The sequence below is a fragment of the Aquibium sp. A9E412 genome, from assembly GCF_030398335.1.
In the GTDB taxonomy this organism is placed as follows: Bacteria; Pseudomonadota; Alphaproteobacteria; order Rhizobiales; family Rhizobiaceae; genus A9E412.
Genome location: NZ_JAOAOP010000004.1, coordinates 14503 through 29383 on the forward strand (window position 1 = coordinate 14503; position 14881 = coordinate 29383).

General features: G+C 63.1%; 14 protein-coding genes and 1 pseudogene. 7 read left to right on the forward strand and 8 right to left on the reverse strand.

Annotated features, from left to right (window positions below; genetic code table 11):
- Window positions 1-63 precede the first annotated feature (63 nt).
- Window positions 64-390 (reverse strand): annotated as a pseudogene (locus tag N1F89_RS03135) (restriction endonuclease); the annotation flags it as partial.
- On the reverse strand, window positions 357-1460 hold the full coding sequence (locus tag N1F89_RS03140) for a hypothetical protein (RefSeq protein ID WP_290081399.1): 1104 nt from the start codon (window positions 1458-1460) through the stop codon (window positions 357-359). The pseudogene N1F89_RS03135 and the gene N1F89_RS03140, both read right to left, overlap by 34 nt.
- Between N1F89_RS03140 and N1F89_RS03145 the strand changes: the two genes are divergently transcribed.
- A complete protein-coding gene (locus N1F89_RS03145; RefSeq protein ID WP_290081400.1) occupies window positions 1455-1964 on the forward strand; it encodes a WYL domain-containing protein in 510 nt (169 codons plus the stop codon). The genes N1F89_RS03140 and N1F89_RS03145 overlap by 6 nt on opposite strands.
- Here N1F89_RS03145 and N1F89_RS03150 read toward each other — a convergent pair.
- Entirely contained in the window at window positions 1894-3489 is a 1596-nt protein-coding gene (locus tag N1F89_RS03150; RefSeq protein ID WP_290081403.1) for a 7-cyano-7-deazaguanine synthase, read from the reverse strand. The genes N1F89_RS03145 and N1F89_RS03150 overlap by 71 nt on opposite strands.
- A 27-nt stretch (window positions 3490-3516) precedes the next feature.
- On the opposite strand from N1F89_RS03150, the gene N1F89_RS03155 reads away from it, so the two are divergent.
- Complete coding sequence (locus N1F89_RS03155; RefSeq protein ID WP_290081405.1) at window positions 3517-4233, forward strand: SprT family zinc-dependent metalloprotease; 717 nt, start codon at window positions 3517-3519, stop codon at window positions 4231-4233.
- A 352-nt stretch (window positions 4234-4585) separates the two neighbouring features.
- Here N1F89_RS03155 and N1F89_RS03160 read toward each other — a convergent pair whose 3' ends face one another.
- From N1F89_RS03160 to N1F89_RS03170, 3 genes are all read right to left on the reverse strand, one after another.
- Entirely contained in the window at window positions 4586-4897 is a 312-nt protein-coding gene (locus N1F89_RS03160; protein WP_290081406.1) for a type II toxin-antitoxin system RelE/ParE family toxin, read from the reverse strand.
- Between the two features lie 4 nt (window positions 4898-4901).
- Window positions 4902-5156 (reverse strand): transcriptional regulator, encoded by a 255-nt coding sequence (locus N1F89_RS03165; protein WP_290081407.1) that lies wholly within the window; start codon window positions 5154-5156, stop codon window positions 4902-4904.
- Between the two features lie 90 nt (window positions 5157-5246).
- Window positions 5247-5633 carry a hypothetical protein gene (locus N1F89_RS03170; protein WP_290081408.1) on the reverse strand — a complete coding sequence of 129 codons (387 nt, stop codon included), beginning with the start codon at window positions 5631-5633 and terminating at the stop codon, window positions 5247-5249.
- Between the two features lie 94 nt (window positions 5634-5727).
- On the opposite strand from N1F89_RS03170, the gene N1F89_RS03175 reads away from it, so the two are divergent.
- From N1F89_RS03175 to N1F89_RS03185, 3 genes are read left to right on the forward strand one after another with little or no spacing between them, the layout of a single operon-like run.
- A complete protein-coding gene (locus N1F89_RS03175) occupies window positions 5728-7302 on the forward strand; it encodes a recombinase family protein (protein WP_290081410.1) in 1575 nt (524 codons plus the stop codon).
- Window positions 7302-8210 carry a plasmid partitioning protein RepB C-terminal domain-containing protein gene (locus N1F89_RS03180; RefSeq protein ID WP_290081412.1) on the forward strand — a complete coding sequence of 303 codons (909 nt, stop codon included), beginning with the start codon at window positions 7302-7304 and terminating at the stop codon, window positions 8208-8210. The genes N1F89_RS03175 and N1F89_RS03180 overlap by 1 nt, the downstream gene beginning before the upstream one ends.
- Window positions 8207-9124 (forward strand): plasmid partitioning protein RepB C-terminal domain-containing protein, encoded by a 918-nt coding sequence (locus N1F89_RS03185; RefSeq protein WP_290081414.1) that lies wholly within the window; start codon window positions 8207-8209, stop codon window positions 9122-9124. Before N1F89_RS03180 ends, N1F89_RS03185 begins: the two co-directional genes overlap by 4 nt.
- A gap of 277 nt (window positions 9125-9401) precedes the next feature.
- Here N1F89_RS03185 and N1F89_RS03190 read toward each other — a convergent pair whose 3' ends face one another.
- Together N1F89_RS03190 and N1F89_RS03195 are read right to left on the reverse strand one after the other, a co-directional pair.
- The gene (locus tag N1F89_RS03190) at window positions 9402-9731 is read right to left on the reverse strand and encodes a DUF4357 domain-containing protein (protein WP_290081416.1); all 330 of its coding nucleotides are present in this window, start codon (window positions 9729-9731) and stop codon (window positions 9402-9404) included.
- Window positions 9728-13042, reverse strand: coding sequence for a TM0106 family RecB-like putative nuclease (locus tag N1F89_RS03195; protein ID WP_290081417.1), 3315 nt, complete (start codon window positions 13040-13042; stop codon window positions 9728-9730). Before N1F89_RS03195 ends, N1F89_RS03190 begins: the two co-directional genes overlap by 4 nt.
- Window positions 13043-13147: 105 nt before the next feature.
- Here N1F89_RS03195 and N1F89_RS03200 point away from each other — a divergent pair, with 105 nt between their 5' ends.
- Both N1F89_RS03200 and N1F89_RS03205 read left to right on the forward strand, forming a co-directional pair.
- Complete coding sequence (locus N1F89_RS03200; RefSeq protein WP_290081418.1) at window positions 13148-14131, forward strand: WYL domain-containing protein; 984 nt, start codon at window positions 13148-13150, stop codon at window positions 14129-14131.
- Window positions 14132-14156: 25 nt separating this feature from the next.
- Complete coding sequence (locus tag N1F89_RS03205; RefSeq protein WP_290081420.1) at window positions 14157-14822, forward strand: HEPN domain-containing protein; 666 nt, start codon at window positions 14157-14159, stop codon at window positions 14820-14822.
- The last annotated feature ends 59 nt before the right edge of the window (window positions 14823-14881 follow it).

Genomic DNA, 14881 nt, shown 5'->3' on the forward strand with positions numbered 1-14881 from the left:
CGTCGAGAACTGCCGTGTCACGTCCAGGCGTCCCCGAAGCGAAGGCAAGTCGTCTTCGTGTTCGAGGTAGTGGCGCGGCATCCCTTGGCGGACCGCGTCGGTGAGCTTCGCACAGAACAGACGGATCAGAAGTTCGAGCACGGTCTCGCGCTGCCAGCCAAGCTGCGTCATCGCGCCGGCTTCGATTGGCAGATCGTAGGTCACCGCAAGCATGTGGATGAGGCGCTGCCTGAGTACCGCATCCGACACCCCGCTCTCGCCGCCCCCTTCGATTTTTGGGAGAATCTCCAGTTGGCAGTCGGGGGTGGCAATGACGCCGACGACGCCACGTGCTCGGAGCCCCTTCCGCCCGTGTTCTAGAACACCCTCAAGGTTCCATTCAACTTGCAGACAGTGTGCTGTCGAAAGCCGTTCGGATAAAACCGCGCTCGCTCCGCCCCTCGGTCATCGCGCCAGAGCCATTCAACTTTCCGACGGTGGGGATGATGTTCGGCATCCGCGTCAAAAAAATAGTCGCTTGTTACCGTGCCGAAGGCGCGCATTCTGTCGCGGCCATCTGATACTACGACGTAGTCGCCCACCTGGATATCTGACCTGAAGGAATAGGTGCAGACGAGTTCGCCGGCGTGGCTACTTACGTCTTTGCCCGTTGTGCGCTCCAGTTCGGTCTTGATTTCAGCCCAGTCTTCGAAGCGCTCGTCTGACCAATCGATGTTTCCGCTCCAGCCATGGCGGACCTCGTTTGCATCGAGAGCTGCTTTGATTTGCATCTCTTCTTGGCCTCGTCTTCCCAGTGCGACCTTGAAGATTGGTCGGGTCCGGTCAAGTCGCCGGTCGTCCGAAGCCTTGCCCGGGTCCAAACGAGCCCGTTCGCAGATCCGCTTGAAGATGCCGTCTTCGACCTTCAGGCGGAAACCGGGTGTATCTACTTCGTCAGACTCGGGTTCCTGGCCCTCTTTGGCCGGTGTCTCCGGCCGCAGACCTTCTACGAACTCCTCGTAGCTCATAGACTGGTGGAAGGTGACAAATTCAATTCTGCCTGCCGCAAGTAGCCCCTGGTAGACCACCATGAGCTGGGACCGATCGTCCGGGGCGTCTACCTCGCACAGTCGTACTGCCTCAGCTGCAGTCGCGAAAGTCTTGCCAGTGCCAGGAGGGCCATAGAGGACCAAAGTGTTTGCAGGTTCAAAATCTGACATCGGATTCTCCGGCCGAGCTGGCGCATCTTCGTTGGCGTAGTTGTGAATTACCCAGAGCGCACCTTGAACGTCGATCATGTCCCGTGGTGCCAAGCCGCGCTCGGTAAAGGCCTCGCGGACAGCTTGCATAAATTGCAGTTCGTTTCTGTAAGTTTCCGCAAGATCTTCACTGCCAGGGAACTTGGTTCCAAAACCCTCGCGCCAGAGCTCCTCTCGGACAGAATGGCGGATATAGATGCCGGTCTCGGGAGCAAGATGCATCAGAATGAATTCACCGATCTGCCGGGCATGATCACGTTGTGCATCGGGAACGGCCTCCGCCCAAGCCGCGCCAAACTCCGCCAGAGCCGCCGCATGGCGGCACGCGACCCCGCCAAGGCAAATGAGGTACGCAATTTCCGCATCGACCTGATCCGCACGGCGGAAGTCCTCGACGAGAGCTTCCCGCTTCAGGAGGGTTTCAGCATCGTGGATTACGCTGCACGGTCCTTCGGTGTCTGGCAGGATCCCGAACAATATGGGGAGGTGATCTGGCGTTTCGCGCCAGAGGCGGCCGAACGCGCTGCGGGCTTTCGCTTTCATCCCCGGCAAGTGCTTGAGCCGCAAGACGACGGCAGCCTCGTCGTGCGTTTCGAGGCGTCGGGCTGGCTGGAGATGACCTGGCACCTCTACCAGTGGGGGAATAAGGTCGAGGTCATTGCCCCGGAGCCGCTCCGCGCGATGGTCGACGGATACCGCCGGTCCGATTTCGGCGCGATGCCTTGAACGAGCATCTGAAACGGAGGAATTCGATGACGATCAGCCTGTCGTTCAGCGCCTTGAAGGAGAAGCAACGCGCGATCCGTGCAGGCCTCGACGTGGAACATTCCAGCCGCCCAAGGTCAGGTCGGTTCTGCTCGCCTGGAAACAGCGTGTTGATGCGGTTCTTGATGCGCCTGTGGCCATTCTCCAGGTCGACGTAGAGAACGTCACCCTGGTCGCAGCTGATCGATCCCATGGCGAACCCGCCACAGGCGACGGCGATGGCCCAGTCCATGGCCATCCGGCTTGCGTTTTCTTCGGGTGAGCCGTCAAGTTCGCGCAGACAGCGGAACGACTGCCCGTAGCTGGCGAGAAAATCCGCGCGGGTCATGCCTGTCAGGCTCCAAGCCCGCTGGATGTGCGCCTCGATCATCGTTAGTTCCTGACCGGACTCGTGGGGACCGGTGAAGAGGTCGCTCCTGTAGGTTCCCGGCGGCTCGCGGAGCGACAGACCGGCTCCCACGATCGCCACGCGCCTCTCCACGCACTGCGAGCACGACCCGCATTGCGTGCCGTTGAACGAGTAATCTCTCACGTGGGCGCAGCTGACGGTCTGAGCGATCAGATCGCCGCACCCGTTGGCCTCGATCGTTTCGACGATGTCGCGTTTGGTCATCCACACATAGGGATTTGAGAAGGCAACCGGCTTGTCGAGCAGCAGGGAAAACAGCCGGCCGACCCTGTTGAGCACGCGCGGGTGGGTCGTGCGGCTCGCCCTCGTGCCGACGACATGTTCGGCAATCGGCAGATTGAAGCTCGTGATCCCGTTTTCGTAGAAGTGGACAGTGTCGAGGCCGAACATGCGCGCATAGGTCATGCCGAGCGTGGCGAACAGAAACGAACGAAGCCGCTGGGAGTGTTCCATCGGCTTGATGGCGCCGCGCTGGACCCAGAGCGGAGCGTACAGCAGCTGCCCCGAACGCGTGCGGGAGGCGAGGGCCTCGGCAAGGGCGTCCTGTCGCGAGGCGATCGTCTTCGAACTCTTGTGCGTCACCAGAATAGCGCTGTTGCCTGCTCCCACGACCGCTTCGCAGACACCGGCAAGCGAATCCAGGCCGCCAGAAAACAGGATCACCTGGTCCGGCCTTATCTTCTGCGCAGCACGGTCCCGAAATCCGAGCGAAGGTTCGGGCGCCACCGGACGCGTCGCCCGGCTGAACTCGAACACCAGTCGATCCTCCGACAGGAAGGTGAGCAGATCGGTGAGCGCTTCGCCGACGTCATCGCGGGTCCACAGGTCGAGCCGACGGACGGGAATGCGAAAGCGAATCCGTCGCTGCCAGTCGCTTCCGATCCTTCTTGACGCGTTGCTGCCGCGCCGGATCAACCGGTCGGCGACGAACACGTAGGTGGCCACCTCGAGCGCGTCGGCCAGGGCGTCCGGCAACTCGTCGACCAGTTGCAAGCTAATGCGTTCGGCATCGAGCTTGACCTGGCGATCATGCGGTGCAGTCGGCGAGGTGCTCGACGATCTCGAACTGAAGATCATGGACCTCGCCCGGGCCCGGTTCGCGGCATGACGCGGGAATTGCATTGCCTGCAGTACGGTGAGCAGGAGATCCGATACGAAATCGTCCGCCGCCCGAGGAAGACACTGGAGATCGCCGTCGAGCCGGATGCATCAGTGGTGATCGCGGCCCCGGAGGACGCGACACTAGACACCATCGAAGCCAAGCTGCGGAAACGCGCGGCATGGGTGACAAGGCAGCAGCGGTACTTCTCCCAGTTCCTGCCGCGCACACCGGAGCGCAGGTTCGTAGCCGGGGAGACGCATCTCTACCTCGGGCGCCAATACCGGCTGAAGGTTATCCCGCATGTCCAGGAAAGCGTGAAGCTTATCCGCGGCTTCATCGTTGTTCAGACTCACCGGCCGACCAGGCCGGAGGTGACACGCGACCTGGTCGAGGCATGGTACCGGGACCGGGCCCACATCAAGTTTCCGGAACGGATCGAACTCTGTCTCGGTCTGTTCCCGGATCCCGAGGCATTCAGGCCGACGGGGCTCATCGTACGTCAGACCCGCCAGCGATGGGGGTCCATGTCACCGGCCGAACGTCTGCTACTAAACCGCCGCCTCGTGCAGGCACCGGTCGATGCCATCGACTATGTGATCACCCACGAGCTCTGCCACGTGGCCGAACCCCATCACGGGGCAGCCTTCTTCGATCTCCTCGACAAGGTGATGCCCGACTGGGAGCGCCGGAAGCAGAGACTGGAACGGGCCATGGCCTAAGAACTTCCGAACCCGGTCGCGGCAGCCCCAAACGCGACTCCAATCCAAGCAATTTCAATGGCTTGGATTTCGCCAATATCTACAGGGGCTTATGAGAAATTCACCAAAATGGCGCAGTCATGAGGTCCGGAGAATATCAGCCCCGAGAGACCGCTTCGGGGCCTCGCGACGGCAGGGCCAGTGCTCAGCCCCTCCCGCATAACCCTCGAAAACAACGGAAAAATTCGGCCGCGGCTGGATGGGGAGAACGTTTTCGCGAGGCCAAGTGGCGGAGGGGAAGGGCCTGACGTCGAACCTTCTCTGGCCCGAGACCTTACGCAACTCGCCGGATCGTCTTGTTCGGTCGGTGAGCTCAGATCCCAAAATCCTCCCGGAACCGGTCGATCTGATGCATCCGCTCGTGCAGGATGGTGACGATGCCGATGTCGCCGTTCGAGAGCCTGCGCCAATAAACGAAATGGTGCTCGTAGCGGAAGAAATACCCATCGACACCGAACTCGGCCGGTATGGGCCGCGAGCTGACGCCCCGGGACTCGATCTTCTCGAAGGCCGCGAACATGCCGGTGATATAGCGATCGGCCTGATCGGTCCCCCATCGGTCCCTTGTGTATCGGTAGATGTCGTCGAGGCGTAGCGACGCTGCCTCCTGAACGCGGACGGCCATCCGGTCAGGTCCGGTTCCGGGCGATCACCTCGGCCGCGGTGAGCGGCTGGTACGTCGACTCGGGTGCGGCGAAGGCATGGGTCAGCTCGGCTTTCAGCCGGTCGAAGGCCTCGCGCTCGACACGGTCCTTGTCGCGGCGGATCAGGTCGCGGATGTATTCGCTGACATTCTCATAGGAGCCGTCGTCGCCCACATTCGCAGCGACGAAATCGCTGAGCGGGCCGCTCAGGCGGACGGTCATCGTGGTCGTGCGGGGCATGGCCGCAATCCTCTCATGATCCTTGTATTCAATATAACCAAAAACGCACACACTACAAGGCCAGCCCAACACCTTCAAAATGGGGGAACTTCAGCGGCCGCTGTTGCCGTTCAGCCGCCGCACCTCGACAAGAAGCTCTGCGATGGCCCGTTCCGCCGCCACGAGCTTGGTGGCCGCCATGAGATTCTCGCGGCCCGCCATTGCCAGGAACGTGCCCAGCACCTCGTCAGAGTGCCGCGCGAGAGCAACGAGATGTTCCCCGCTCGGCCCATATTTCCCGGCGAACCAGTTCTTCACCGTCTTCTCGTTGGCACCCGTCCAGGACGCAACCGTCTTTACCCCCGCCCGGCTGTCGCCGAGAGATCGCCGCAGCGCAGATGCGATTTCATCGACAAAGCAGCCATCCGTCTCGTTGCCGCCATTGCCAGCATATCGGTTTTCCTTTGGAAAGAACTTGCCCTTTTTCGGAAACGACATTCCGGCCTCCCTTGCTTTACATGGATGCGAGGGATTCAGCCTTGGATTCAGGCGACAGCGATGGATTGGCCAGCAATAACGAGGAGATGCGTGCTTGGGCGGTCGTTGGACGACCAATTCAGACAAAAGCGACGGGCCGGCCGAAGCGGACGTGCCCGCGGTCGCCTATGTCCGGATGTCGACCGATCACCAGAAATACTCGACCGAGAACCAGCTCGACGTCATCCGCAGCTATGCTGCCTCTCGCGGCTTGCAGATCCTCCGGGTCTTCGAGGATTCCGGCCGTAGTGGCCTGCGTCTCGACGGGCGCGAGGCGTTGCAGAACCTGATGGCCGAGGTCAAATCCGGCCAGGCGGATTTCAAGGCGATCCTCGTCTATGACGTCAGCCGCTGGGGTCGGTTTCAGGACGCCGACGAGGGCGCCTATCACGAGCACGTCTGTTCCCGCGCCGGGATCCGGGTGCACTACTGCGGCGAGCAGTTCGAGAACGACGGGAGCATCGGCTCGAACCTGCTCAAGACCGTCAAGCGGGTGATGGCCGGCGAATACAGCCGCGAGCTCTCGGTCAAGGTTTTCGCCGGCCAGTGCCGGCTGGTCGAGCTCGGTTTTCGTCAGGGTGGCGCGGCCGGTTACGGGTTGCGCCGGGTGCTGATCGACGAACACGGCAATCCCAAGGGCGAGCTGTCGCGCGGCGAACAGAAGAGCCTGCAGACCGACCGGGTCATTCTCGTTCCAGGTCCCGAGGAGGAGCAGGATGTCGTCCGGCGAATGTACCGCATGTTCGTCGAGGATGGCCGATCCGAGCGGGAAATCGCGGGCGCCCTGAATGCCGACGGACTGCGTACCGATCTCGTACGGCCGTGGACGCGGGCGACGGTCCATCAGGTGCTGACCAATGAAAAATACATCGGCAACAACGTCTTCAACAAGATCTCCTTCAAGTTGAAGCAGCGCCGGGTGGTGAACCCGCGCGAGATGTGGATCCGCGCCGAGGGCGCCTATCCGGCCATAGTCGATGAGGCGCTGTTCCTGCGCGCCCGGGAAATCGTCGATGCGCGAAGTCGCCATCTCTCGGACGAGGAACTGCTTGAAGCACTCCGGGCTCTGCTTGCCAGAAAGGGCTTCCTTTCCGGGCTGATCATCGACGAGCACGAGGACACTCCGTCATCGAGCGCGTTCCGGTCACGGTTCGGCAGCCTGCTGCGCGCCTACGAGCTGGTGGGATATCAGCCCGATCGGGACTACCGATACATCGAGATCAACCGCAAGCTCCGCGAGGCACATCCACAGATCGTTGCGGGTGTCATCGCCGGGATCGAGAACGCGGGTGGCAGGGCCGGTCAGGATCCCCAGACCGAGCTGCTGACCGTCAATGGCGAGTTCACGGTATCGGTCGTGCTGTCGCGATGCTTCGAGACCGCAGCAGGCTCGCTGCGCTGGCGCATCCGCCTCGACACCGGGCTCTTGCCGGACATCACCATCGCCATACGCATGGACGAGCTGAACGCGGCCCCACGCGACTATTACGTCCTCCCGAGCATCGACATGACCGCGGATCGGCTTCGGCTGGCCGAGCAGAACGGCCTGTCTCTCGATGCCTATCGCTTCGACACGCTCGATTTCTTCTTCACAATGGCCGGCAGGGCCAGATTCTCGGAGGTGGCCTGATGCCCGATGACATCCCGATCGATGCCCACAAGCATGTGACACTCATCCCGACCGGCAGGATCCGTGTCCTCAATCCCCGGGTGCGCAACCGGCGAACGTTCGAAGAAATGGTCGAGAGCATCGCGCGGATCGGCCTCAAGCGCCCGATCACAGTGACACGGCGTGCGGACACGGAGCCGGCCGAATACGATCTCGTCTGCGGCCAGGGGCGGCTGGAGGCCTTCATCGAGTTGAAGCAGGATGCCATCCCGGCCATCGTGATCGATGCCGACGAGAGCGACTGCCTCGTCATGAGCCTCGTCGAGAACTGCGCCAGGCGCCAGCATCGCGCGATCGATCTGATGCAGGAAATCGGCACGCTCCGGACGCGTGGCTATAACGATCGGGAGATTGCCGGCAAGATCGGGGTCAGCCCCGAATACGTCAACATGATCGCGGGGCTGCTCGAGCGCGGCGAGCAGCGTCTCGTATCTGCGGTCGAGACCGGCCTCATGCCGCTGAACCTTGCGATCGAGATATCCCGGACCGACGATCAGGGCGCCCAGCGCGCGCTCATGGACGCCTATACGGAGAAGAAGCTGCGCGGAAAGAAGTTCGCGGCCGTGCGGCGACTGCTCGAACGACGCCAGCGCCATGGGCCGCGCGTCGATGAAACGCCTTTCGGTCGCAAGGTCAACCGCACCGGGCGCCCCCTGACCAGCGATGCGCTCGTGCGCGCTTATCGTCAGGAAGCCGATCGTCAGAAACTGATGATCAAGAAGGCGGAACTTACGCAAGGCCGGCTTCTGTTCGTCATAGAGGCATTCCGTGCGCTCCGGAGCGACGAGAACTTCCTGACGCTGCTGCGTGCCGAAAGCCTCGAGGTGATGCCTGCCTATCTGGAGGAACACGCGAGGACGGAGCCATGACGCGGAAAGGTCGCCGGCGTCCCGATGTCGTCGCTCATGGCTTTGAAGACGACTGCGTGACCCTGGCCGTGGAGGCTCTCCTTCCTGTGCGGGTGCTGCGGACGGCCACGAAATCCAGCAGAAAATACCAACAGATCACCGCCTCGGTCCGCGAGGTCGGTCTCGTCGAGCCGCCCGTGGTTGCCCGCGATCCCGCGAATCCGGGCACCTTTCTGCTGCTGGACGGCCATGTTCGCGTCGAGGTCTTGAAGGATCTCGGCATCGAACAGGTGGAGTGCCTGGTCTCCACCGACGACGAAGCCTTCACCTACAACAAGCGGATCAGCCGGTTGTCGCCGGTCCAGGAGCACAAGATGATCCTGCGCGCCATCGAGCGCGGCGTGTCGGAAGAAAAGATCGCCAAGGCGCTGGACATCAATTCCCAGAGCGTGCGGCGCAAGGTCCGCATGCTGGACGGGATTTGCGAGGAGACGGTCGCCATCCTCAAGGACAAACCCTGTCCGATGGCCGTGTTCGAGATCCTCCGGAAGATGAAGCCGCTGCGCCAGATCGAGGCCGCCGAACTGCTGGTCAACGCCAACAACTACTCCGTCGCCTATGCCTCGGCGATCCTGGCCGGCACCCCGCAGACGCAGCTTGCAGAAGGTTCGAAGCCCAAGCGGATCAAGGGCATCACGCCGGAGGCGATGGCCCGGATGGAGAGCGAGCTGGCGCGTCTGCAGGAGTCGATCACCTCGATCCAGGAGACCTATGGCCAGGATCACCTGCAACTCACCGTCATCAAGGGCTACCTCGCGAAGCTGCTCGGGAACGCGCGGGTCGTCCGTTATCTGATGCAGCACCGTCCGGAATTCCTGGCGGAGTTCCAGGCGATCGCGGACATGACATCCACGCTGCCGCCCGAGGCAGCCTGACAGGATAGCGACGACCGATGGGGACCCGGACCCGACAAGCGCGGGGACCGCGGGAGACGCCGCACTGTGGGGCGGATCGAGCGCGGTGGTGGGGATGGCGGCGAACCCGCTCGGGGCCACCAGGCTGGCTCGAGTTTTTCGCCGGCCGCGTGATCGCAATCGCGGTCGCGTCACACTTCAGGCGTGCCGAGGATGGTGCAACTCGGCACGCCTGTTCCTTCTCGTAACCTTCCCCCGCGATTTGGGCCGGCACCTTTCGAGGACTAGAAAACGAACATCAGCCAAAAACATCCTTGATCGTCTTGCCGTCACAGGGCCGGCGCCAGCTTTGCGGTCCGCTGCAATTGCCATCCTTGACGATACCCCCGGCCACGCTCGAGCTGCCGAAAAGATGGTCGCGCGAGAAGCGATACAAGTCCGGATCACTGTCCGGGACGAGGACCCCCTGCCGAACCAAACGGTCACGCTCCTCGCGATCCCGCTTCACATGAGGGGAGCCTTCCCGCATCGCCGTCGACCCTTTGCGGACCAGGAAGCCATCAGCCTCGGGGCGGCCATAGGCCTGAGCCTTTTGCGGTCGCATCACAAACCAGTCGTTCTCGCTCATACACCTTCCTTTTCCTTCGACCTGAATATTTGCAACGCACACAGCGTGTTCACCAGCCGCATCTGCTCGACCGTTTCGCATTTCGCCTCACGCAGGCGCGGCGCGCCGAAGACCAGCGCCAGCCCCTTGGCGCGCGACACCGCTACGTTGATGCGGTTGAGGGAGAACAGGAAGTCCATTCCGCGCGGCGTTTCCTCGGCCGAGGAGGCGGTCATCGATACGAGGCAGACGGGCGCTTCCTGCCCCTGGAACTTGTCCACTGTGCCGACGCGGATGCCCTCGGGCAACGCATCGCGCAGGGCGTTCACCTGCGCGTTGTAGGGAGCGACGACGATGATATCCGACTGGAGCGTGGGGCGGCTTGTGCCGTCCTTGTCCGTGCAGGTGCCCTTGAGCAGATCGGCAGCGGCGCCCTTGATGGCGGCAACCTCCTCGGGCGCGATCTGGGCGTTGCCCTCATGTGGGACCGGCACCCAGAAAGCGCCGGCCTCGGGGAATGAGGTGCCGGTCACGGCCTGGCGTGCGGTGTCGGGGTGGCTCGTCAGACGTCCCTCATAGACCTGATCCGAGATGAAACGGCAGACCTCAGGGTGCATCCGGCGCGAGACGGGCAGGAAGATGCCTCGGTCCGGCGGCACCGTGGCATGCTCGCCGAGCATCCAGTCGAGGCAGGAGAGGTTCGCGGGGTCTGGGTGCGCACCTTGAATCACCTGAGGCAACTGGCGCGGATCCCCCACCAGCACGATGTTCCGCGCAGCCCGGCCCATGGCAACCATGTTGGCGAGCCCGACCTGTCCCGCTTCGTCGACGAAGAGCCAGTCCAGGGTCTGCTCGAACTCCGGGCGCGAGAAGAAGAAAGCGGTTCCGCCAACGACATGGGCCTGCGTCAGCGCGGGGTCGTCGTTGGACGTGGCCCGCGTGATGCCGGTGAAGCCTTCGGGGTAGCCGTCCTCGTCGCCGCTCACCTTGTGGGCCAGTTCGGCGTCTTCCAGAGTGATGTCCGGGTCGTCATCTTCCAGCGCGGCGAGACAGCCCATCAGCACGTTGCGAATGGCCTCGTGGCTGTTCGATGCGACGCCGACCCGATGACCCTTGCGCACCAGAGACAGGATCGCACGCGCGGTGACATAGGTCTTGCCTGTGCCTGGCGGCCCCTGGATCGGCAGCACGGTGCCATCCATCGCGCCAACTGCGGCAATCGTGCCCGCAACCGGATCAGTGCCATCCAGCAGGTCAGGCTTGGCGCCGGTCGTCAGGCGCGGCGCCGAACGAGACATCAGATCGTCGACGGCCGTTAATCGGCGCGGCCCACATTGATCGGCAATCACATCGCGAAGCGCGGCGGCGATGACCCCGGTGTTGAGCGGCCAGTCCGGGTGGAGCGTCAGACGGTCTGTCAGAAGATGTGCCTTCGCGGCCCCGGCCTTGAGGGTGATCTCGAGTGCGGTCCGGTCCAGAGCGGCGATGCTGATCGTGGCAGGCGGCCCATCATGGACCGGCACCGTCGCGCTTTTGCCACCCCGCAATTTCGTCTCCTGCTGCGGGAAACGATAGGTGCGCGCCATCGAGCGTTTGATGGGCTCAGCCGCGCCCACGGCTTCAAGCCCGGCAAGCGCGTCGAGATCGTCGATTAGATCATCCTCGTCCTTGCCCACGCTGTCGAACACCGCCCATTGAGCGGGTTTCGCTTCGCGCTTGTGGAAGAGGCCGAGGTTGAACAGCATCGCCTGCCGGTCCTCGGGCAGGCCGGAGGCCGCTAGCGCCGAACGCAGCGCCTGCGTGTCGGCGTCCTCCTCGGCCTCCTTCATGCCCGCATCCTGACCGAGCGACGGCCAGGGGCCGCTGGGTCGAATGCCGACCAGCCAATCCCTAAGCTCCTCGGTCGAAATGCAGTCGACGCGGTTGTAATCCTCGATCTCGTCGAGGATTTGCTGATCGCCGGTCTCGCGCCAGCGCTCATAGGCGACGACCGAGCCGCCCGCCGTCTTCACCTCGCCCTCGCGCTTGCGGCCATAGAAGGCCTCCATCGACTTGATGGAATAGTTGGTCTCCGACCCGATCAGCGCCCCACGCACGACAGCAAACAGATCGACGAAACGACGCTCTCGCAGAAGACGATCAAGGAAGGCCTCGCCGATACCGTATTTCGTGGTGAGCCGCCGCAACGCGGTGATCTCGTAAGCAGCGTAGTGATAGATGCGCGCATCGGGGTATGCCGCGAGACGTGAGCGGAAGAACTCCAGCAACTCGGCGAGTGCCCGCGCCTCGGCGGTATGATCATGCGCCCAGAATGCGCGGAACTGGCCGTCGAACCAGACGCCATGCAGGTACTCCAGGCCGCCCTCGAAATGCGGATCGCCTTCGATGTCGTAGAACAGATCGCCTGGCTGCGGCGCAGGCAGCAGATCGAACCCCTTGCCGGGCTCCGGCGCGCGCAGTTCGAATGCGGGCATGCCGGTCTTGCGTGCATGTTGCAGCCGGGCTTGCGTCACGAGGCGGAGGCGCGTGTTTTCCGCCATGCCGCGGATCGGATGATCGAGACTGGCGAGGGATTCCATGGTTCGGATGCCCGCAGCTTCGAGCTTCTTCACCTGCCCACGGCTGATGTTGGCGACATTGAACAGGCTGTCCTCAGCCTGCCAGACGTCGGCACAATGGTCGCCCCAGCGGCAAAGACCACAATCTGCACAGGGAATCGGACGGGTTGGCGGTGGATTGGCCACGAAGCCTTCGAGCCGCGCCCGCGCCATGCGGGCATAGGCCGAGTAGTTCGATAGCCGAAGGGTGGCGCGGGTGCCGTCTCCCAATTCGACATGAGCGAACTCGGGCGCAACGCCCTGAACCTCCGTCAGCAGATCGGAATAGAGCACCAGTTGCAGCACATGCTTTGGGTGCGGGCGACGCTTCAGCTTGGTGTCGGCCACCTCGTAGCTGAACGGTCCGAACACAGAGGGGCGTTCGACCCGCTCCAGGAAATCCGACCAGCCGCCCCATTTGCCTGACAGGAACGCCCCCTGAAACACGACCTCCGACCCTGCCGCCAGTGCCGCGCGCGTGGTCTCGGCGTCGGTGGCGAGGTTGCCGCGCACAATCTCCACGATACCGCGGCCCGCCGCGTTGAGCCGCGCAAGATGCGCTGCCTCATGGGCCTCGCCCTGCTTCTGCAGCAGCGCTGCGTCTTCGGTGTCTTCTCGCGGCGCCGGACCGACGCCGCGCATGAAAGCCAGATCGAGGGTCGTCGCGTGCGCACATCCCATGAAGCGCATGAGATCCGAGGCGGACAGGAGGATTTGGCCGTCGAGGTCCCTCATTGCTGCTCCGATACTTGCGACGCTCGATCCCCGAGGGAATCGCCTCGACAGACCGCAAGTTCATCAATAGCTTATGATGGTGTCAATTTCTGACATAGAGGTCAAATGTCTTTCGCCAAGGCTCAGGATCTGCTCCGTCTCGCCCAGATGGCCGCCTCTCGGCGCGGGGGTGTCAGCCTTGAGGACATTTGCACCGAATTCGGCGTCTCGCACCGCACGGCGCAGCGGATGACAGAAGCGCTGGACGCCGCCTTTGCCAACGTCACATCCACGGATGCCGAGGATCGCCGACGGTACTGGCGGCTGGAGACGCCCCCGCCCGAGCGGCTGCAACCGCGTCAGGAAACCACCATCGAGGCGCTGGAAATCGCAGCCCGCGCCGCCCGGGATCAGGCGAGACTGCGCCATGCCCGTGCGCTTGAGGATCTGCGCGACGGATTACTGGCGCGACTGACACCGCGCGATGCCACCCGGTCCGAGGCCGATGCCGAAGCGGTGCTGGCCGGTCTCGGCCAGGTGATGCGCCCCGGTCCGACTGTTGCCTTGCGTCCCGAGGTGACGGATGCAGTTATCGAGGCGCTGCGAGGACCGTTTCGCCTGCGCGTCACCTACGGATCGGCTGACGCCGGGCCCCGGGTGATCGAACCGCACGGCCTCCTGCTGGGCCATCGCAGTTATCTCGTGGCGCGGCAGCCCACGCGCAGCGAGACGATCCTGAACTTTCGCATGGACCGGATCCATACCGCCGAGGTGATGGACGAAAGCTTCGTCTTCGCGCCGGGGTTCACCCTGGAGGACTATGCCGCCCAAGCCTTCGGCGTCTATCAGGATCACGCGCAGTATGGCGAGGTGATCTGGCGTTTCGCGCCCGAGGCCGCCGAGCGCGCCGCCGAATTCCGCTTTCACCCCACTCAGGTCCTGGAGCCACAGGACGACGGAAGCCTTATCGTCCGGTTCAACGCAGCGGGGTGGCTGGAGATGGCCTGGCATCTCTATCAGTGGGGCGACAAGGTCGAGGTGGTCGCGCCTGACGGGCTGCGGGCCTTGGTCGAAGGATACCGAAGGTCGGATTTCGATGCCTTGCCGTGATCAGATTTCAAAGGGGGGAACGTGAATGAAGGATGTTCTCGACCACGCAACATTGAAGGCCAAACAGCGCGCCATTCGCGATGGCTTTCCCGAAACCATGGGCCTCCGTGTTCATCGGGCCATCAGCTGGATCGGGCGCGCGGAGGCGTGCGGCGAGGACGACGACGCTCGCTTCATCTTTCTCTGGATCGCGTTCAATGCCGCCTATGCAGACGAGCGGGAATTTCAGCCGGTGGCCCCCGGCGAGCGTGCCGCCTTCGCCGACTATTTCGACAGGGTGGTGGCGCGGGACGAAGGTCGGCGCATCTACAAGGCGCTGTGGCAGCGCTTCTCGGGTCCGGTGCGGATGCTCATGGAAAACCGCTACGTCTTCAATCCGTTCTGGCAGCATCACAATGGAATCGATGGTTTCGAGAATTGGGAGGAGAGGTTCAGGGCGTCGTCGCGCAGCTTCGCACAGGCATTCCAGGCAGGCGACAGCGTCCGGGTCCTCAGCTTCGTCTTTGACCGGCTGTACGTCCTGCGCAATCAGCTGGTGCATGGCGGGTCGACCTGGAACAGCGGGGTCAACCGGGCACAGGTTCGCGACGGAGCCGCGATCCTCGCCTTCCTTATGCCGGTCTTCGTGGACTTGATGATGGACAATCCGCAGGAGGATTGGGGGCGGCCGTTCTACCCGGTCGTCGATTAGAGGCGGCAGGCGACCAACGTCGCGGAACATCGCCCTCTGCACATCGATACATCTCCCCA